The sequence below is a fragment of the Niallia oryzisoli genome (assembly GCF_043641075.1).
Lineage (GTDB): Bacteria > Bacillota > Bacilli > Bacillales > Cytobacillaceae > Bacillus_BD > Bacillus_BD oryzisoli_A.
Window position 1 is genome coordinate 1,251,722 of the sequence record NZ_JBHZRC010000001.1, and the last position, 19,683, is coordinate 1,271,404.

Sequence of the window (19,683 nt, forward strand, 5' to 3'; positions counted from 1 at the left end):
TATGACTATTCACGAACTTAAATTGAAGTTTCTTCAAATTCGTGATTACTTAACTGATGATGTCAATGAGTTATTGGACTTTACAAAGAAAGAGTATATACAAAATAAAATTTCGATTATTGAGTACCGAAATCTTGTTCGTGAATTAGAAAAATTAGGAGCCAAATTTCCTGATATATTCATCGATAAATCTCTTTTTCATTAAAACCTCAAAAACATAAATAACCCTTCAATCATACAACTCATAGAATCAGCATGACAAACGTTCCTTTAATTGATCCTAACAACGTCTTGGACGGATGAATATAGTAAAAAAGGAAGTTCCCTTCATGCGGATACTTCCTTTTTTTCGGTTTCTATCCATAAATTCCACCATTCTTTTGCTTTCATTCCTTATCTATACTTAATAACTAAGCGTTAATCGTAATGATGTTTTTTTAAGCTGATCTTTACGTTCTATTGTGGAGGACATACTCATTTCAAGGGATTCCAACTGTTTGTCACAAGTATCAAATCGCGCTTCCTGTTTTCTTTGCCATTCATACTGTTGTTGTGACATATTGGTCTTTATTGAAATCTCCAATTGTTCCAGTTGATTATTAATATTCTCAAACATGTCAATTAGTTCTTCTCTTCCAATAACAGTTGTTTTCATTATACTTCTGCCTCCCTTTGAACTTTAGTAATAATAGTAATTCTCCCTATCTTCTTCTCTTCCTTCCTACCTGACAAAACTAGTTATCATTCGGCAAAGGTAGAAGAATTTTTCCTTTATTAACTCTCCTTCGACAAATCAAGAAGCATGAATCCATTCTCAATGTACAAACTAGTAGTGGAGGTGTTGACAATGGGGCAAAAGGAAAAACAAAATAAAGTCCAACCTAAAAAACTTAATGAAACAAAACCAGGCTATGGCGACAAAAAGCTTGAAGGTCCTGATCGTCCTTCAACATAAGTAAGCACTATTAAAGTAAAAAGCAAGGAGTACTCCTTGCTTTTTTCCGTACTTATTCCATTACATGTTTTACTATTGCAAGCCTTTGAATCTGCCTTTGCTTTTGGAAAAACCATTCATTTAATAAAATAGGGTGACGGTGTATCGGTTGATCATACCATGATTTTCTTATTTTCTTTCCGGATGACCAGTCTTCGTACTCCCACAGCTGATGCGCCTCGGGTTCAATAATAGGGAATACCGTACGTAAAAAAGGAGTATCTCTTTTTTTTTGCTTCATAAAATAACACTCATAATCATATCTTGAGCCTGTATGAATAGTTTTAGAAGCAAACTGATAAAAAGAAGGAAAAAGTTGTTCATTAAACAGAATTGAGGCAATTCGTTTACCAAGATCAATCCTTTTATGGACATTCTTAAATCCATTGACGCTTGCCCCATATACATTTCCTGAACAGGTTGGCAGCAGGATTGAACTAAAATGAAGAAAATCCTGGAAAAAATAAATAAATGTTCGAAATACATTTTTTTGAAAATACGGATGACAAATAACCGGCTTATGAATGACATGCTGTTCATTAACAATGAGAGAAATAAGTAATCGCTTATGATTTCGATGGTTCCAGAAATAATTCCATTCCCTTTCCATAAATGCAGAAACATGAAAGTACTTTAATAAATGAAACATTGCCTTTTTACCTTTCGTCGAATAATGATATAGCAATAGCTGTGGAAAGGCATCTTGGAAAATCAGCCAATTCGCTATTTCATATGTGTAGAAAAGCTTATCCCTTACTCCTTTCTCTAAAAGCAGAGGAAACCAGAGCCCCTCGAGATCACACATATTCCATCCGGCATTGCGCGAGACCATAGAAGCTAGAAAGGCCCAATGAATTTCCTGATGCTGCCTATAATAACGAAAATAAGCATCCGTCCGGGATATGTTATCAAGATTATAGATCTTTGTTTCATTTCTAATCGTTTGTATCAGTATTCGCTCATTTGCTGTTAATGTTTGTGGTGCTGGAATTAGTCTCATTCTCCTATTCACAACCTCATATTTCTGATAATAAACAGCTGTAATCTAAGGCTTCATCGCAATTAGTTGTACTAGTATCGTTTGTTAAATGATTCTTTTTATTCAACATGAACGGGCAGATATTTGTTATTATTAGTAATAGCATGTGAGGTGAATAGAATGACTTTCCATTATCCAAATGGTAAGCGATATGTAGCTGCTGCATCTGAAACAGCTGGCCGAAATTCTACGGACAAAAAATGGTCCTACGGAAAAAGGGGAATGACATTAGAGGAGGACATAAATGAAACAAATCAATATTATTTAGATCGGGGGCTTGCTGTCATTCATAAAAAGCCTACACCCGTTCAGATTGTGGATGTGAACTATCCAAAAAGAAGTGCCGCAGTTATAAAAGAGGCATATTTTAAACAGGCATCAACAACTGACTACAATGGCATATATAAAGGAAGATACATTGATTTCGAAGCAAAGGAAACAAAGCTTGAAACCTCTTTCCCGCTTAAAAACTTTCATGAACATCAGATTGTACATATGAAACAAGTATTAGCACACGGAGCGATTTGCTTTGTCTTACTCCGTTTTTCATTGACAGACGAAGTTTATTATCTAAAGGCAGAGCATCTCCTGTTTTTTTGGCAGAGGATGTTGGATGGAGGAAGAAAATCGATTACAAAAACAGAAATAGAAGACCTCGGGTCCTTGATTCCCCTTGGTTTTCAGCCGAGAATTGATTATATTAAAATCATCAATAATTTATACAAATTTTAAATAAGAATGAATCGTATTCACGTTGGTTTTATTAGAAAGGAAGGAATGAGTTATGACTGAAAAATATCAATCGAGGGAGGAGCGTCGAAAACAGCAGGATGCTGCCAAAAGCAAGCAAAAAGGAAAGAAAAAGTCTAAGGGCTCATTAGTTAAACGGGTTTTTCTTATATTAGCAGCCCTCGGTATTATTGGAATAATTGGCGGGGCAGCTACGTTTGCTTTCATGGTAAAAGACGCACCAAAGCTTGATACAAATACATTAAAAGCGGCAATACCTTCGGAAATTTACGATACAGATGGAAAATTAGTCACCGAAATTGGGACACAGAGACTTGAGTATGTTGAGTATGAGGATATTCCTGAACTTGTCAGAGATGCCGTGATCGCTACAGAAGACTCACGTTTTTTCAAACATCACGGGGTCGATCCAATTCGTTTAGGGGCAGCCGTCATTGCTAACTTTACACAAGGCTTTGGAGCTGAGGGTGCAAGTACCATCACTCAACAGGTAGTAAAGAACTACTTTTTAACAGCTGACAAAACGATATCCCGTAAAGCACAGGAAGCATGGTTATCCATTCAGCTAGAACGAAAGTATACAAAAGAGGAAATTTTCGAGTTATACGTTAATAAAGTGTTTATGTCGGAAAGAACGACTGGAATTGGGACTGCCTCACAGGTCTATTTTGGAAAGGATTTAAGTGAATTAACCCTTCCGGAGGCAGCATTGATTGCAGGAATGCCGCAAAGCCCTAATAATTATAACCCATTTGACCATCCGGATAGAGCAGAAAAACGTAGAAATGTTGTGCTTTCTTTAATGAACCAGCATGGTTATATTTCTGAAAGTGAAATGAAGGAGGCACAGGCTGCTTCTGTCACTGATTCACTTGTCAAAGAAGAGGAACGTACGCAACAAGGCGATATTCCTTATGATTCCTTTATTGGTCAGGTAATAAAAGAAATCGAGGACAAATATCCTGAATTGAATGTATACACAGATGGTTTAAAGGTTTATTCAACACTTGATACAAAGGCACAGGACTATGTCGATCAAATTATGTATGAAAACGAAATTGTACCATTCCCTGATGATAAATTTCAGGCTGGCATCACCCTATTAGATACGAAAACTGGCGAGATACGAGCACTTGGAGGCAATCGAAATAAGGATATTGATTTCGGCTTAAATTATGCAACCTCTGTTCCACGACAACCAGGTTCAACGATTAAACCGGTACTTGATTATGCTCCAGCTATTGAATATTTAAAATGGGGAACGTATGAAACCATTGTTGACGAACCCTATAAATATTCTACCGGTCAAACGATTAATAACTGGGATCATAAGAATTTAGGTCCGTTATCCATGCGGGAAGCACTCGCCCGATCAAGAAATGTTCCAGCCCTAAAGGCCTTACAGGAGGTTGGTTTAGAGCGGGCACATGAATTTGCAAATGAACTTGGTCTAAATCTAGAGGAAATGGTTGAATCAAATGCAATTGGCGGTCTTAAAAATGGTGTTACTTCCCTGCAAATGGCCGGAGCCTATAGTGCATTTGGGAATAACGGCTATTATACTGAGCCGCATTCCGTAAAGGAAATTGAATTCCGCGACGGTACGAAAATTAATATGGCACCAAAAACAGAAGTCGCAATGAGCGATTATACTGCTTTTATGATAAGTGATATGTTGAAAAGCGTCCTAACGGCATCTTATGGTACAGGTCAGCGGGCAAATGTACCGGGACTTCCTGTAGCCGGAAAGACAGGAACCACTAACTACTCAAATGATGAAATGAAAAAATTTGGTATCACATCAAATGGCGCTGTACCTGATGCATGGTTTGTCGGATATTCAACCAATTATACAGCGGCCATCTGGACTGGCTATGAAGAACGAAAAAATGCCATACTTCCAGGAAAAGATCAACAAATTGCAATGAGAATTTTCAGTAACTTAATGGAATATGTCTCAGAAGGCAAAAAAACAGCTGATTTTACGGTTCCAAAGACAGTTACAAAAGTAAGAGTGGAAAAAGGTTCAAGACCAGCAAAGCTTGCCAGTGACTATACGCCTGACAGTCAAGTGATTTATGAATATGCTGTTAAAGGAAATGCACCGAGTGCAGTGTCAACTAAATATAAAAAACTAGCAGGTCCTTCTGGTGTCTCCGCCGTTTATGAAGAACAAACCAATGAAATTGTCTTGTCATGGTCAGGCGGTGAAGATGCTACTCAATATAAGGTTTCTGTATCGCTTAATGGCGGTGCTGAACAAGCATTGAGTACTACATCCGAAACTGGGCTACGAATGTCTAATCCAGAGCCCGGTGGTACCTATACATTCAAGGTCATTGCTGTGAGAGATGACCAGCAAAGTAACCCTGCTACAACAAGCGTGACTATCCCTGGTACGGACCAGCAGAATCAAGAAGATTTGGAAGACGATAACGAAAACAATAATGGTACAAACCCTGGAAACACTAATGGAAATTCAGAAAATAATAATGGAAATGAGAACGGCAATAATGGGAATGGGAATGCAAATGGAAACAATGGGAATAACGGGAATGGGAACAATCAAACCAATCCAGGTCAAACCCCTCCATCCCCTGATGATGCTGCTGAGGATGTTGACGTCCCGATTGACAATCAGCAGCCTGGAACCCAAAGCAATAGCCCGGCACCAGTCCAATAAGTAATCAATATAGAAAAAGCGTCTAAAGCTGTTAGTCAGCTTTTAGACGCTTTTTTTGATTCATGATTATCTGCTGTTTTACAAATATTTTTTCCATTTCCACAATTAGCTCTGTTAATTGAATATATGAATGGTACTTATTTGGATAGGATAGGATAAAATCAAGTCTTTCTTCCCAATTCACCGGTTTATTTTCAAGAACTACCTCTTTGTTGATTTTCCATAAAACTGGTGAACCATTACACCAATAGAGGAGCTCAAGAAACAGTCCTATCCCCTTTTTCATCGGCTCTACCGTACCTGCTTGATCCCGGATAGAAAACGTTTCATGTAAATCAGCTTTAATGATTTCCCATTGCTTAAGCACTTCTAGTACCGTGCTAGCGGACATTTGCCATGGTTTCAGCATATCACATCCTTGGATGTATGCTGCATCATATAACAACGGGAAATGTGCTTGAAATTCATGATCCTGTATTTCCTGCAAGCTGTTATTTATTTGGATTGAGAACCTGGACCATTCAACAGGAAAGGAAAGCAGCTGCCCCATTAGGAAACCTCCTTTCCCTTCATGCGTTTCTTCCCTTCACGGCATAATTCCAATAAAGGACATGATGGACATTGAGGATTTTGTGCTTTGCAGTGATATCTCCCAAAGAAAATCATTCGGTGATGCGTAACGGACCATTCTTCCTGCGGAACCTTTTTCATTAATGTTTTTTCTACTTCCAGTACGGAATCTTTATAACGGCAAAAGCCTAGCCTTTTACTGACTCGTTCAACATGTGTATCAACCGCAATCGCAGGGATATCAAATGCAACTGATACCACGACATTCGCTGTTTTTCTGCCTACACCAGGTAAATTGATTAGTTCATCACGATTTCTCGGCACCTCTCCATGATAATGGTCAAGTAACATCCTACAAAGCTTTTGAATATTTTTCGCTTTATTCCTGTATAAACCAATAGAACGAATATCCTGCTCCAGCTCCTCAAGGGGAACATTTATGTAGTCCTCAGGAGTTTTATACTTCTCAAACAGCCCTTTTGTTACTTTATTAACCAATACATCCGTACACTGAGCTGACAGAGCAACGGCAATGACTAGCTCAAATGGATTGGCATGATTCAATTCACAATGTGCGTCGGGAAACATTTCCCCCATCTTATCTAAACAAAACCTAATTTGACTCTTATTTAACATTTTTTCAACCTATTAGACCTTTCACTTAATTAATAGTAATAGGAAATCCCCAAGTATGCCGATAAAGAATTAGTTTTCAAGCCAGTTATAGAATGGGAGTGAACCAGTATTTTTTGCAGGTTCTTTTGGTTTATTTTTCTGCTGATGCTGCCTAAATTTTTGGCCATAGCTTTTAGCCTGCTCAATTGTTTTAATTCCATTTTTCTTCCATTCGAAAAGTATACGATCAATATAACGAAAATTTAATTTACCTGAAATGACTGCCTCCCTAAGCGCAGATTTAATGATAACTGCATCATGATGGTCATCATCAAGCCACATAGCAAGTGTCTCACATTCGAACGGTGACAAGGGTCTACCGAATTCCTGTTCAAAACTAGTATATAAATCTGTTTCCTCTTGTTGAGTCGCATGAACCTCTTCTCGTTTTTGCTGTAGTAAAAAGTAATCGATACATTTTTCCCAAAGCGGCTCAATCGAATACTTTTCATAACGAATTCCATCACTTGTAAATCCATCATTTATTTCAATAAATCCCTTTTGAATTAACTTTCGTAATAGTTCCGAGCATTCGGAAACGGAAATTGTCATAGTGGAAGAGAGCTCAGCAGGAGTAGGGAATTCATTTCCTTTTTCAATAAAAGAGATCATTTGCAGTAGAAGCACAAGCTCGTGCTCATTTAATTTCATTTCTTTATATTGTGTTAACAGGACGGTCGGAATCGTAATCTGGCCTTCCTTAAGCCAATTTAATAAATCAATTTTACTCATGTAATGAACACCTCCTTATTAGTATATCATGAAGTATTTACGTAAGTAAGGTGAATGACAGGGAGCTTTACCAAATTAAGAGAGACCTGCCTAAATGAAAAAATCCGCACTATTTCGTTGCGGATTTTTCCGTTTAACATAGCTATATTTTATGGGTAAAGACGGTTTAATAGACGAGGGAATGGAATTGTTTCACGGACGTGTTCAACACCACTTATCCATGCAACTGTTCTTTCCAGACCAAGTCCAAAGCCCGAATGTGGGACAGATCCATATTGACGAAGCTCTAAATACCATTTATAAGCATCTAAATTTAATTGATGCTCCTCCAATCGTTTTTTCAGCAATTCTGCATCATGAACACGCTGAGAACCGCCAATAATTTCCCCATAACCTTCCGGGGCAATCAAGTCGGCACACAGTACGACCTCTTCTCTATTTGCATCAGGCTGCATATAGAATGGTTTTAATGATGTTGGATAATGTGTGATAAAGACCGGCTTCTCATAGCTTTCTGCAATGGCCGTTTCATGCGGAGCACCAAAATCATCCCCCCACACAATATCATTAAACCCTTTTTCATGTAACAGCGTAAGTGCATCATCATAGGTGATTCGAGGAAATGGCGCAGTTATTTTCTCTAGCTTACTTACATCCCGGCCAAGTGTTGTTAATTCAAGGTGGCAATTTTTCAATACCGACTGAACAATATAGGAGACATAGTCTTCCTGTACCTTTAGATTGTCATCGAATTCGCAAAAGGCCATTTCAGGCTCAATCATCCAAAACTCAATTAAATGGCGGCGTGTTTTTGATTTTTCAGCTCTAAAGGTTGGGCCAAATGAAAATACTTTACCTAATGCCATTGCCGCTGCTTCCATGTACAATTGTCCGCTTTGTGATAAATAAGCATCTTCATCAAAGTATTTTGTTGCAAACAATTCTGTTGTACCTTCCGGTGCACTTCCCGTTAAGATGGGAGGATCAACCTTCACAAAACCATTGTTATTGAAAAATTCATAGGTGGCACGGATAATCTCGTTACGAATTTTCATTACAGCATGCTGCCGTTTGGAACGGAGCCATAAATGGCGGTGATCCATTAAAAACTCTGTTCCATGCTCCTTTGGCGTGATTGGATAATCAACGGAATGATGAATTACTTCAATTCCATTAACATGCAGTTCATATCCAAACGGGGAACGTTCATCCTTTTGTACAACACCAGTTACATATAATGAGGACTCTTGTGTAATGGATTTGGCTGTTTGGAAAACCTCTTCAGGTACCTCTGCCTTTGTAATGACACCTTGGATAAAGCCTGTTCCATCACGCAGCTGTAAAAAGGCTATCTTTCCACTTGAGCGTTTGTTTGCTACCCAAACACCTATCGTTACTTCCTGATCAACATATTTATCAACTTCAGCGATTGTTGTTTTAATCACGTTACATGTTCCCTCCAGAAACTATAAAAATCAACTATGTATCGTATTTAATTATACCTTTCCCCTCAATGACAAGCAAATCGGTGCATAAAGTGTAAAATAAGCGGATTTAAACAAAAAAAGGCGAAAAACTCAAGGTTTTATCGCCTTTTTTATCTTCTAGATAAACGGTTGCTTATTTTGAATTCTTTTCGACAAATTCCTTGATACGAGCAACTGCTTGCTCTAATACTTCAAGTGATGTTGCATAGGATAAGCGGATATTTTCTGGAGCTCCAAAACCAGAGCCTGGAATTACCGCAACCTTTGCGTCATTAAGCAATGCAGTTGATAATTCATCAACACTACTATAGCCTGTAAGTTCAGCAGCCTTTTGTGCATTAGGGAAAAGATAAAAAGCACCCTGTGGTTTAATACAAGTAATCCCAGGAATTTGTACTAATTGATCATAAATGATATTTAAACGCTCTTCAAACGCTTTACGCATCATTTCAACATCATCCTGTGATCCGCTATAGGCCGCAATGGCACCATATTGAGCTGTTGTTGTCGGATTTGATGTACTATGACTCGCAAGGTTTGTCATTGCTTTAATAATTACTTTATTTCCTGCAGCGTAACCAATTCTCCAGCCGGTCATAGAATGAGATTTGGAAACCCCGTTGATGATGATTGTTTGTTCTTTTAATTCAGGTGAAATTTGTGCTATTGAGATATGTTCATTTCCGCCATAAATTAGTTTTTCATAAATTTCGTCAGAAACAATCAGCACATTTTTAGCTAAACAAAGTTCACCGAGTGCTGATAGCTCTTCTTTTGTATAAATCATACCTGTTGGGTTGCTTGGCGAGTTGATAATTACAGCTTTCGTTCTATCCGTAATTACTTCAGCAAGCTGCTCAGGGGTTATTTTAAATTGATTGCTTTCATATCCCTCCACATATACAGGTACACCACCAGCCAGCTTTACTTGCTCTGGGTAGCTGACCCAATATGGAGTTGGGATAATGACCTCATCACCGTCATCCAGAAGAACTTGGAATAACGTATAAAGTGCATGTTTAGCACCACTAGCCACCATTATTTCTGTTACATCATAATCTATACCTTGGTCTCTCTTGAACTTCTTTGCAATTTCTTCTTTTAAAGCAGGCAATCCAGCAGACGGAGTATATTTTGTGTGACCCTCATTCATTGATCTTACAGCTGCATCAATAATATGCTGAGGAGTATTAAAATCAGGTTCACCGGCACCAAGACCTATGACATCATGACCTGCTGCTTTTAGTTCTTTTGCTTTAGCCGTAATCGCTAATGTAGTTGATGGAGTTAATGATTTTACTCTTCCAGCCAGTTTCGCTTCCATTTGTTTCCTTCTCCTTCTATCATGAATATATGTGATCTGCTATGGTAACAGATTTTCCCTTAGAAATTTTCAATTTTCTTCAGCCATTCCCCTGTTTCAAAAACGATGGAATGATAATTCAACAGGTTTTCTTTTGTACGAGAATGGATTTCCCAGAGCGGAATACCATTTTCCATGCCTAACTTAACAGAGATAATTTCAGGGGAATTCATTTCAGCTAGGACCTTTTTTATTGCCTGATCACGGGAAAGTCCATCAGATGATTTTTTAACGATGATCTTCCCTTTCTTTTCTGGTATCCAGGCAATTAGTTTTGTCCCTTTATTATTTTCTCCCTGTACAACATAATAGGTTTCTTCTCCATTATATAAGCTAAATTCAGTAACTTCTGCTATATCTGTAGCTTCTATTGCTTTATGCACAGCTGCTTCCTCTGCCTGTTTAACAGGTTTAACAGCAGATAAATAAATTGCAGCAGCCGTTATGATTACTGCTATGAATAAAATACTTAAAATGACCAACCACTTTTTCATGTTATCACTCTTTATCTAACGAAAGTGCACTGAAAAATTCAGGCGCATTCCTTTCTTTTTATGTACGAAAGATGTAACGACAGCCTTAGATTGAAATATCTCCTCACTCTCGACAAAATTTACTACTTATATCGTCACTTTATGAAGGTTAAAATAACGAAACAGGATAGCCTTATGAATTATTATAACAGCTTACATGTAAATTAGTTCAATTTTTAATTAAATTTATTCTAGTTCAAACCGTCCTTTTAGGCTGCTTAACAGCAGCCCTTTTTTATGGAATGACTTTATCAATCAGACTGTTGATGTTACAGCCATTTATGAATGAAATGAACCGTATCATCGATGTTCATTTTCTTTGCTTTTACCTCTGGTAATGAATCAAGAAAAACCTTTCCATACTGTGTTGACACAATCCGACGATCAAACAAAATCATGATGCCTTTGTCATTTTTTGTTCTTATGAGCCGACCAAAGCCTTGCTTAAACCGCAGCACAGCTTCCGGCAAGGAATAATCATAAAACGGATTCCCTCCATTTTTTTTGACATTGTCACATTTAGCCTCTGCCAATGGTTCATCTGGCGGAGAGAAAGGCAATCTGACCATAATGAGACATGAAAGATCCTCACCTGGAATATCTATTCCTTCCCAAAAACTGCTTGTTCCAAGTAGAATCGCTTTGTCAAAACGTTGAAAATTTTTCACAAGCCTTGTTCTGCTGCCACCAGTAATTCCTTGTGCTAGTATGGAATATTCCTGCAAAAAACCACTTTCCTTTATTAGCTCATATGTTTTGCGGAGCATATCATATGAGGTAAATAAAATCAGCAAGCGTCCATTTGTTGCTTCTGCAATCGAAATAATATGGGCCGATATCGCAGAAACATACTCCTGTATTGGAACAGTATTTACCTCCGGCAGGTCGTTCGAAATGATAAGCTGTACCTGCTTCCCATAATCAAAGGGTGAGGGAATCTGCTCATAATGACAGGGCTCAGTATGTAAGCCAAGAGCATGTGCTGTATAGTTGAATGAACCCTTTACGGATAACGTGGCTGAGGTTATAATCACACTCTTTTTTGCTTGAAATAAATTTTCTCTAAGCTGCCTTGAAACAGAAACAGGCTGCGAATACAGGGTGGTTCTGTTTTGCCAGGAACGAGTATCGACATCAATCCAAGAAACATCTTCAGATGTATTTTGATGGATGATTTTCCTTAAACACTGCCTTAGTTTTTCACTATCCTCCAGCCATGATGCTGTTTCATGCATAATTGATTTTTGCAGCAAGTCCTTGTCATTCCCTCTTTTCAACACTTCAAAACGAGCTGTTATCTCCTTCGCAAAATCCGTTAACAGAAATAAAAAATGCTCTGCCTTTGCTTGAAAGGCCTTTGCTTCCTTCGTCATATCAAAATGGAATGGACAATTGACTTTACCTTGGAGCCTATTTTTTACACTATTTTTTGCTATCATGGCAAGAATGGAAAACATTTCATCCATAGCAAATAATAATTCTGACATGATTTCATTCAGTTTCTGTGTATGAAGCAAGCCAACGTAGCTTCCATCATTTGTTTGCAATATTTTTTCTATTTTATGGGCCAGCATTTTCTGCTCAGATAAGCCCATTTGCTGAAGAAAAAATCGAGTAGAGGCATAATCCAATTTGCTGCCAAAATATTTCCCTGAAACCTTTTCAAAATGATGTCCTTCATCAATAATAATATAATCTGACTGTGGAAGCAGCGGTTTATCTGCTGCAAGACTAGATAGCAGCATGCTGTGATTGGTAATAATGATGTCAGCTTTTTGCGCTTTTTCACGCATATTCAAGTAAAAGTCTCTAGTTTCCATCGATTTATTTCGATTAAAGACACTTTCATCCTGTTTGATTCTATGCCAGAATAACCTTCCACCGCTTGATAGATTTAGCTCATCACGATCACCCGTTACGGTTTCCGTCAGCCAAACCAGAATTTGCATTTTCGTTAACGTAGTATCGTAATTATCTTCGTCTTCCAACATGAGTTTTGCAAACTTCTCAATGCTAATATAATGACTTTTCCCCTTCATTAATACAGTTTGAAAAGAAAAATCGACAGCCTTTGCTAATAGCGGTATATCCTTTTGCAGCAGCTGCTCCTGAAGCTGAGTCGTATACGTACTAATAATGACTGGCTCACGGCTTTCTACGGCAGTGAAAAGTGCAGGTAATAAATAGGCAAATGACTTGCCCACACCAGTACCAGCTTCAACCATTGCATGCCGTTCATGCTGAAAAGAATGATAGACAATATCCATCATTTGATACTGTCCCTGTCTTGACTCGAAGGCTGGAAAAGCTTTTTTCAATAGGGCTTCTTTATCATAATCATGTAAGGGATACGTAACTGAATCTCTTTCCTGGACAACTCTTTCATGAGGGGATTTTTTAATACAAATGCCACGATACTCTTCAAGGTTGTTCGGAACGTTTTCAATCAGTTTTTCCCTATCCATTATTATTTCTTCCAATATATCAATTAAATCACTTTTTAAACCACCTGATAGATGATGAAGCTGCTTAATCGTTTGTAGCGGAAGATCTCGCAGGCGATCAAATAAGATAAGTAAAAGTTCACTCGTTACATATGCGTCACTATCGGCTTGATGTGGTCTATCGTGATGTAGACCTTCTTGTAATGCAAGGTCCGATAATTTATAGCTGTCACTTGATGGAAGGATAATTCTTGCCATTTCAACCGTATCAAGAACAGGACCATAAAATCCTTCATAGCCAGCCATAATTAATTCTTCCTGTAAAAAGGATAAATCAAAAAGCACATTGTGAGCGACAAAAAATGCATCATTCAGCATTTCGATTACTTTTGGGGCAATCTCAGCAAATTCAGGTGCATCCTTTACCATCTCATCTGATAGTCCAGTTAATTCTTCAATAAATATAGGTATAGGGTGTCCAGGATTAAGCAATGATGAAAACTGCTCTACTATTGTATTGTTTTCAATCACAACTGCTGCAAACTGAATAATTCTATCTCCTTTTTTTACTGAATTCCCCGTTGTTTCCAGATCAATCACTACATATTTATTACTCATTTAATTACACCTCAAACATTCCGTTTCCAGATCAAACTAGAATGTGGTCTACACTTTTTATATTGTTAAACCGTATCATATTTTATCAAATATGAAAAGCTGACTCATTAGAGTCAGCTCACAAAATTACATAATAGTCATTTCCGGTTCAGCATGGATTAGTTCTTTAATCCGATTACCCTCACCCATGATAGCCACTTTTGGAGTATGTGCAGCTACCTTGTCCTCATGTACTAGGGCATAAGAAATTATGATTACGGTATCTCCAGGCTGTACTAGACGCGCTGCAGCACCATTTAAGCAAATTGTTCCCGTACCTCTTTGACCTGGAATAATGTATGTTTCAAAGCGTGCACCGTTATTGTTATTAACAATCTGCACCTTTTCATTTCCAACCATTCCAACCGCATCGATAATATCTGAATCGATTGTGATACTTCCAACGTAATTTAAATTTGCTTCTGTAACCGTTGCACGATGGATTTTACCATTCATCATGGTGCGAAACATACGGCTTCCTCCTATTCTTCTACTAAAATAACATTATCTATTAAACGTGCTTTTGTAAATTTAACGGCCAAAGCAATGATATACCTGCCCTTAATTATTTCCATATTTTCTAGACCCGGATAGGTTAAAATACTAATATAATCAATTTCCCCGGACGTTTCCGTTTTGATTCTGTCTGTAATTGCATTGACTATACTTTCCGGATTATCTTCACCGGCTTTAATTAGGTCAACAGCCATTAATAGACTGCTATATAGTGCAGGTGCTTCTGCACGTTCTTTTTCCGTTAAATAAACATTCCGTGAGCTTTTCGCCAGGCCATCATGTTCCCTGACCGTATCCACTGGAACAATTTGCAATGGAAAATTATAATCATTCACAAGCCCGTCAATAATAGCTAGCTGCTGTGCATCCTTTTTTCCAAAATAGGCCTTATCAGGCTGTACAAGATGAAACAGCTTTGTCACGACAGCTACAACCCCATCGAAATGTCCTGGACGAGATTCACCGCATAAGACATCCGTCCTTTTATTGACTGTCATTGTAACGGAAAGTTCATTTGGGTACATTTCAGTTACAGAAGGATAAAAAATAATATCTACGCCTTCTTCGCCTGCTACCTTTTGATCCTGTTCAAAATCTCTTGGGTATGTCTCTAGGTCTTCATTTGGTCCAAATTGTAATGGATTCACAAAAATACTTAGGACAACGATTTGATTCTCCTGCCGTGCTTTCTTTAATAGGGCACGGTGTCCTTCGTGGAGATAGCCCATTGTTGGTACAAAACCAATTGTATTTTGCTGAGATTTTTCAGCCTGTATGGCTTCCTTTAGTTCAGAAATGGTTGTAATAACTCTCATTATTTACCACCATAAAGAGTTTGCAACTCTTCCTCAGCCATTGTGTAGCTATGCTTCTCACTAGGAAATTCCCTTGATTTTACTTCTTTGACATACTGTTTAAGCCCTTCTATAGCTACACCGTCTATAGAGCAATACTGTTTCACAAATTTTGCCACACGTTCAACACCATAGCCAGCCACATCATGATAAACAAGAACTTGTCCATCGGTTCCGTCTCCTGCACCGATTCCAATTGTCGGAATGGAAAGCAGACTGCTTATTTTCGTTGCTAATTGTTTTGGCACACATTCCAATACAATCATAAAGGCGCCAGCTTCTTCACATTTCTTAGCGTCCTCTATCAGTTTTCTTGCTGCTTCTGCATCTTTCCCCTGTACTTTATAACCGCCTAAAACGCCAACAGATTGCGGAGTTAAACCAAGATGAGAGCATACTGGAATACCAGCTTGTGTCAAGGCTTTAATATGTTCAAGCACACCATCAGCGCCTTCAAGCTTTACTGCATTTGCGCATGCTTCCTGCATCATTCTTGTGCTTGTCAATAGGGTGTCTCTCGTTGATAAATGATAGCTTGCAAATGGTAGATCAACGATTGTGAATGTATTCTTCGCACCTCTTTTTACTGCCTTCGTATGGTGGATCATATCCTCTACAGTAACAGGTATTGTTGAATCATATCCCAGTACAACCATTCCCAGAGAATCACCAACAAGAATGACATCCGCCTCTGCTTGCTCTGCATGCTTTGCTGATGGAAAATCATAAGCAGTAATCATTGCAATAGCTTCACCGTTTTTCTTCATTTTCAAAAAGTCAGTTGTTTGCTTCATTCCATTTCCTCCTGTTAGGAAGAGGCATAACACGTTTGCAGATATATAAAAAATCCTTCTACGCAAGCAGAAGGATTTTAAATGTAAATTACGTGTTTTATCCCTCTGTCCTGGTCCATTTTTTCGGATCTAGGCAGATATTATTATTGATTCATTTTTCTTGCATTGGTGCAGTTCACAACAATGATACCGCCCATAAGAAATTATAACAGATGTAATTTATTTTTGACTATAACAATATACAATTTTCGCAATAATTTGTCTATCTTTGTCACTACATCTCTATATCAGCAGAATATACCAAATGGACTTTACCCGTCTCATCCTCCATCATCAAAGCGCCGTCATCTGTTATTCCTAGCGCTTTACCGTATAAGTCACCTTGCAGCATCCTGGCCGTAATCATCTTCCCAATACTGACTGCATAGCTTTCCCATAATTGTTTTATAGGATAGAAGCCTTCTGTTAAATAAAGATCATAAAGATATTCAAGCTTGGCTAATACCAATTTGATTAATTCAGCCCGGTTTATAACTTTACCTGTTTCAATTCTTAATGAGGTCGCAATCGTGCGGAGTTCTTCAGGATATCCCTCTAACTCCTGATTGACGTTCATTCCAATTCCAATAATTACGGAATTAATTCGATCACTTTCTGCCTGCAGCTCTGTTAAGATTCCAGTAATCTTTTTGCCATTGATGAGAATATCATTTGGCCATTTTATTTGCGGCTTTAAAGAAGCTATTTCCTCAATCGCCTGTACAACTGCCACAGCCGTTACCAAGGTTAATTGCGGCGCCTTTTGCGGTAAAAGGTTAGGACGGAGGATGACACTCATCCATACACCTGTGTATTTTGGAGAGAACCAGGTACGGGCCATTCTGCCCCGCCCACTAGTTTGTTCTTCTGCGATGACAACCGTGCCTTCAGGAACACCGTCAAGACTTAGCTGCAGGGCAATTTTCTGCGTGGAATCTACGCTTTCCTCATAGTGTATATTTTGGCCGAGCCTTTTTGTCATCAGGCCAAGCCGAACCTCATTAGCTGTTATTTTTTCCGGCACCTTCACAATTCGGTATCCTTTACGTCTAACTGCTTCGAGCTCAAAGCCTTCCTTGCGGAGTTCTTCAATATGCTTCCAGACTGCCGTTCTGGAACAGCCGATTAACTCAGCTAAATACTGACCGGACAAAAAATCCTCGTTGCTGTTGGTAAAAGCATCAAGCAGTCGTTTTCTTAACTCTGATTCCACTTAAACAGCCACTCCCTTATTGATTCTCTTCTATTATCAACTTCACCAGTTAAAACAGCTTTCTCTACTTTTTCTAGTGTTTCTTTGACCCATGGTCCGCCTTTTTGACCGTTCCACTCAATTAAGTCATACCCGCTCACATCTAGTTCTTGACGATCCTTAATGACAAGATTTTCATGTCGCTCTCTAACATTATGTAAAGATTGTATTAATGGCTGATGGTTAAAAATATTAAAAAGCCTTTCAGCAGGCAAAGCATACTGGAGGCCAGCCATATATAAGCTTTCCGTATTCCACTGTGATTGCAGCCTGTACTGTAACCAGCTTGTTATTGATTTAACCTGCTTTATTTTTTTTACCGGCAGCTTCCATTGCCTTAAAAACCTATCAGCAGCATCGACTTGAATTTCCATTAAACATAACAGAAAAGACCACATTTCACTTAATGATAATTCCTCAATATCATACTGAAGCATTTGGACCAAGGCCTTTTCTTGATTTCTCATGCCTGGCAAAAATTGAAACAACCCGGAATCAAGTAAAAGCTGAAAAGCAGCCTTACGATTTTCACCTTGAAGTAATTTCTCAAACTCTACGGTTTTTCGTTCTATTGCAATATTTTCTAACAGATTGGCATTTTCCTTTAATGCAAAAAAGGTTTTCTGTTCAATTGAAAAGGATAATTGGCTTACAAAACGGACAGCTCTCATCATCCTTAAGGCATCTTCATGAAAACGCTCTGCTGCTGAACCGACCGTTTCAATGATCCTATCTTTAATCGCTGCCTGACCACAAAATGGATCAATGATTTGACCTTCCTTGTTCATGGCGATGCTATTCATCGTAAAATCCCGGCGCTTTAAATCCTCTTCCAGGCTACGAATAAAGGTTACATCACTAGGTCTGCGAAAATCATTGTATTCTCCATCTGTACGAAAAGTTGTAAGCTCATACGATTCCTTTTCCCATAATACAACAACCGTTCCATGTTCAATACCGACGTCGATTGTCTTTTGAAAAATCCGCTTCACCTCTTGTGGTGTAGCTGAGGTTGCTATATCGACATCAGCAATTTCTTTACCCAGAATGTAATCACGAACACACCCGCCTACAAAATAGGCTTCAAAACCGGCTTCTTCAATTCTCTCAAAAAGAGGGATGGCTCTTTTAAAAATCGGCATCATCCCACTTCACCACTTTTCAATAATTGATAATAAATTTGTTCATATTGTTCAACAATCGTTTCAGCTCGAAAATGTTCATTTACAATACGAATGGAATTCTGCGAAAACTGTCTATGCATTTCTTCGTTTTTTAGGAGTTGAACAGCCTTCTCAGCTACATGTTCGATATTACCTAACTCACATAAAAAACCATTTACCCCGTCTTGAATCACTTCGGGAATGCCGCCAATATTTGTCCCAATACAAGGCACCCCGCAGGCCATTGCTTCAAGAGCAACCAGCCCAAAGCTTTCTTTTTCTGATAGCAAAAGCATAAGATCACTAATGGAATAAAGTTCCTCGAGATTGTCCTGCTTTCCAAGAAATAAAACATGCTCCTGTATCTGTAATTTCTCGACAAGCTGGCTGACAATTGAAAATTCCGGCCCGTCTCCAACAAGTAACAGCTTGGCAGGTATCCGAGCAACTATTTTAGCAAAGGCCCTTACTACATCTGGAACTCGCTTGACGTTTCGAAAGTTTGAGACATGAATAACAACCTTCTCATGAACATTTATTTCATATTCTTCCTTTAAATGACATGTCGGGATCTTATGATATACCCTTTCATCGATAAAATTATAGACTGGCTGGATTGCATTTTTGGGCTTTACAAGATCATAGGTTTCTGAAATTAAAGAGTGAGACACGGCTGTTACCGCATCAGACTCTTCAATCCCAAATCGTATGGCATCTGTTAAAGATGCATCATAACCAAGTACAGTAATATCTGTCCCATGTAAAGTTGTCACAATTTTTATGTCTCTCCCTGACATTTGTTTCGCTAAAATCGCACATACAGCATGAGGAATAGCATAATGGACATGAAGTAAATCTAGTTTTTCTCGTTTAATCACTTCTGCCATTTTACTTGCAAGTGCAATATCATAGGGCGGGTATTGGAAAACAGAATATTGATTTACCTCTACTTGATGATAATAAATATTATGATACATCTTCTTCAGTCTAAAAGGCAGGCTGGATGAAATAAAATGAATACTATGACCCTTTTCTGCCAGCATTTTACCCAGTTCTGTTGCTATAACACCTGAACCACCAACAGTTGGGTAACAGGTAATGCCAATTTTTAATTTCGTTTTCATATACCTTTTCTCCT

The 19,683-nt window shown here is 38.3% G+C and carries 18 protein-coding genes; 3 read left to right on the plus strand and 15 right to left on the minus strand.

The window, feature by feature from the left end; all coding sequences use genetic code 11:
* The first annotated feature begins 1 nt into the window (after position 1).
* On the plus strand, positions 2-205 hold the full coding sequence (locus ACHUFV_RS06350) for a YppF family protein (RefSeq protein ID WP_394232746.1): 204 nt from the start codon (positions 2-4) through the stop codon (positions 203-205).
* A 198-nt stretch (positions 206-403) separates the two neighbouring features.
* Here ACHUFV_RS06350 and ACHUFV_RS06355 read toward each other — a convergent pair whose 3' ends face one another.
* Positions 404-655, minus strand: coding sequence for a hypothetical protein (locus ACHUFV_RS06355; RefSeq protein WP_394232747.1), 252 nt, complete (start codon positions 653-655; stop codon positions 404-406).
* A 352-nt stretch (positions 656-1,007) separates the two neighbouring features.
* A complete protein-coding gene (locus tag ACHUFV_RS06360) occupies positions 1,008-1,994 on the minus strand; it encodes a DUF2515 family protein (protein WP_394232748.1) in 987 nt (328 codons plus the stop codon).
* Between the two features lie 159 nt (positions 1,995-2,153).
* Between ACHUFV_RS06360 and recU the strand changes: the two genes are divergently transcribed.
* Both recU and ACHUFV_RS06370 read left to right on the plus strand, forming a co-directional pair.
* On the plus strand, positions 2,154-2,765 hold the full coding sequence (recU, locus tag ACHUFV_RS06365) for a Holliday junction resolvase RecU (protein ID WP_394232749.1): 612 nt from the start codon (positions 2,154-2,156) through the stop codon (positions 2,763-2,765).
* Positions 2,766-2,817: 52 nt separating this feature from the next.
* Positions 2,818-5,466 carry a transglycosylase domain-containing protein gene (locus ACHUFV_RS06370; RefSeq protein WP_394232750.1) on the plus strand — a complete coding sequence of 883 codons (2,649 nt, stop codon included), beginning with the start codon at positions 2,818-2,820 and terminating at the stop codon, positions 5,464-5,466.
* Positions 5,467-5,497: 31 nt separating this feature from the next.
* Here ACHUFV_RS06370 and ACHUFV_RS06375 read toward each other — a convergent pair whose 3' ends face one another.
* The 13 genes from ACHUFV_RS06375 to bshA form a co-directional block, all read right to left on the minus strand.
* The gene (locus tag ACHUFV_RS06375; protein WP_394232751.1) at positions 5,498-6,016 is read right to left on the minus strand and encodes a YpoC family protein; all 519 of its coding nucleotides are present in this window, start codon (positions 6,014-6,016) and stop codon (positions 5,498-5,500) included.
* A complete protein-coding gene (gene nth, locus ACHUFV_RS06380) occupies positions 6,016-6,672 on the minus strand; it encodes an endonuclease III (RefSeq protein ID WP_394232752.1) in 657 nt (218 codons plus the stop codon). The genes ACHUFV_RS06375 and nth overlap by 1 nt, the downstream gene beginning before the upstream one ends.
* A gap of 69 nt (positions 6,673-6,741) precedes the next feature.
* A complete protein-coding gene (locus ACHUFV_RS06385) occupies positions 6,742-7,443 on the minus strand; it encodes a DnaD domain-containing protein (RefSeq protein WP_394232753.1) in 702 nt (233 codons plus the stop codon).
* 149 nt (positions 7,444-7,592) lie between these two features.
* Positions 7,593-8,888 carry an asparagine--tRNA ligase gene (asnS, locus tag ACHUFV_RS06390; protein ID WP_394232754.1) on the minus strand — a complete coding sequence of 432 codons (1,296 nt, stop codon included), beginning with the start codon at positions 8,886-8,888 and terminating at the stop codon, positions 7,593-7,595.
* A 175-nt stretch (positions 8,889-9,063) separates the two neighbouring features.
* Positions 9,064-10,254, minus strand: a complete 1,191-nt coding sequence (locus tag ACHUFV_RS06395) for a pyridoxal phosphate-dependent aminotransferase (protein ID WP_394232755.1) — start codon at positions 10,252-10,254, stop codon at positions 9,064-9,066.
* A gap of 59 nt (positions 10,255-10,313) precedes the next feature.
* A complete protein-coding gene (locus ACHUFV_RS06400; RefSeq protein WP_394232756.1) occupies positions 10,314-10,787 on the minus strand; it encodes a cell wall elongation regulator TseB-like domain-containing protein in 474 nt (157 codons plus the stop codon).
* Between the two features lie 308 nt (positions 10,788-11,095).
* Entirely contained in the window at positions 11,096-13,888 is a 2,793-nt protein-coding gene (gene dinG, locus ACHUFV_RS06405) for an ATP-dependent DNA helicase DinG (protein ID WP_394232757.1), read from the minus strand.
* 126 nt (positions 13,889-14,014) lie between these two features.
* On the minus strand, positions 14,015-14,398 hold the full coding sequence (gene panD, locus ACHUFV_RS06410) for an aspartate 1-decarboxylase (RefSeq protein WP_394232758.1): 384 nt from the start codon (positions 14,396-14,398) through the stop codon (positions 14,015-14,017).
* Positions 14,399-14,409: 11 nt separating this feature from the next.
* On the minus strand, positions 14,410-15,258 hold the full coding sequence (panC, locus tag ACHUFV_RS06415; RefSeq protein WP_394232759.1) for a pantoate--beta-alanine ligase: 849 nt from the start codon (positions 15,256-15,258) through the stop codon (positions 14,410-14,412).
* Positions 15,258-16,091: a 3-methyl-2-oxobutanoate hydroxymethyltransferase gene (gene panB / locus ACHUFV_RS06420; RefSeq protein ID WP_394232760.1), complete on the minus strand. Its 834-nt coding sequence runs from the start codon at positions 16,089-16,091 to the stop codon at positions 15,258-15,260. The genes panC and panB overlap by 1 nt, the downstream gene beginning before the upstream one ends.
* 274 nt (positions 16,092-16,365) lie before the next feature.
* Positions 16,366-17,343, minus strand: a complete 978-nt coding sequence (locus tag ACHUFV_RS06425) for a biotin--[acetyl-CoA-carboxylase] ligase (protein ID WP_394232761.1) — start codon at positions 17,341-17,343, stop codon at positions 16,366-16,368.
* Positions 17,328-18,524, minus strand: a complete 1,197-nt coding sequence (locus ACHUFV_RS06430; protein WP_394232762.1) for a CCA tRNA nucleotidyltransferase — start codon at positions 18,522-18,524, stop codon at positions 17,328-17,330. Before ACHUFV_RS06430 ends, ACHUFV_RS06425 begins: the two co-directional genes overlap by 16 nt.
* Positions 18,524-19,669 (minus strand): N-acetyl-alpha-D-glucosaminyl L-malate synthase BshA, encoded by a 1,146-nt coding sequence (gene bshA, locus ACHUFV_RS06435; protein ID WP_394232763.1) that lies wholly within the window; start codon positions 19,667-19,669, stop codon positions 18,524-18,526. The genes ACHUFV_RS06430 and bshA overlap by 1 nt, the downstream gene beginning before the upstream one ends.
* Positions 19,670-19,683: the final 14 nt, after the last annotated feature.

Excerpts from the sequence above, each read along its gene's own strand:
- ACHUFV_RS06350 (WP_394232746.1), top strand. The coding sequence starts at position 2 with ATGACTATTCACGAACTTAAATTGAAGTTTCTTCAAATTCGTGATTAC.
- ACHUFV_RS06355 (WP_394232747.1), bottom strand. The coding sequence starts at position 655 with ATGAAAACAACTGTTATTGGAAGAGAAGAACTAATTGACATGTTTGAG.
- ACHUFV_RS06375 (WP_394232751.1), bottom strand. The coding sequence starts at position 6,016 with ATGGGGCAGCTGCTTTCCTTTCCTGTTGAATGGTCCAGGTTCTCAATC.
- bshA (WP_394232763.1), bottom strand. The coding sequence starts at position 19,669 with ATGAAAACGAAATTAAAAATTGGCATTACCTGTTACCCAACTGTTGGT.
- ACHUFV_RS06360 (WP_394232748.1), bottom strand. The coding sequence starts at position 1,994 with ATGAGACTAATTCCAGCACCACAAACATTAACAGCAAATGAGCGAATA.
- ACHUFV_RS06370 (WP_394232750.1), top strand. The coding sequence starts at position 2,818 with ATGACTGAAAAATATCAATCGAGGGAGGAGCGTCGAAAACAGCAGGAT.
- recU (WP_394232749.1), top strand. The coding sequence starts at position 2,154 with ATGACTTTCCATTATCCAAATGGTAAGCGATATGTAGCTGCTGCATCT.
- panB (WP_394232760.1), bottom strand. The coding sequence starts at position 16,091 with ATGAAGCAAACAACTGACTTTTTGAAAATGAAGAAAAACGGTGAAGCT.
- panD (WP_394232758.1), bottom strand. The coding sequence starts at position 14,398 with ATGTTTCGCACCATGATGAATGGTAAAATCCATCGTGCAACGGTTACA.
- ACHUFV_RS06400 (WP_394232756.1), bottom strand. The coding sequence starts at position 10,787 with ATGAAAAAGTGGTTGGTCATTTTAAGTATTTTATTCATAGCAGTAATC.
- dinG (WP_394232757.1), bottom strand. The coding sequence starts at position 13,888 with ATGAGTAATAAATATGTAGTGATTGATCTGGAAACAACGGGGAATTCA.
- ACHUFV_RS06385 (WP_394232753.1), bottom strand. The coding sequence starts at position 7,443 with ATGAGTAAAATTGATTTATTAAATTGGCTTAAGGAAGGCCAGATTACG.
- nth (WP_394232752.1), bottom strand. The coding sequence starts at position 6,672 with ATGTTAAATAAGAGTCAAATTAGGTTTTGTTTAGATAAGATGGGGGAA.
- ACHUFV_RS06430 (WP_394232762.1), bottom strand. The coding sequence starts at position 18,524 with ATGCCGATTTTTAAAAGAGCCATCCCTCTTTTTGAGAGAATTGAAGAA.
- ACHUFV_RS06395 (WP_394232755.1), bottom strand. The coding sequence starts at position 10,254 with ATGGAAGCGAAACTGGCTGGAAGAGTAAAATCATTAACTCCATCAACT.
- panC (WP_394232759.1), bottom strand. The coding sequence starts at position 15,258 with ATGAGAGTTATTACAACCATTTCTGAACTAAAGGAAGCCATACAGGCT.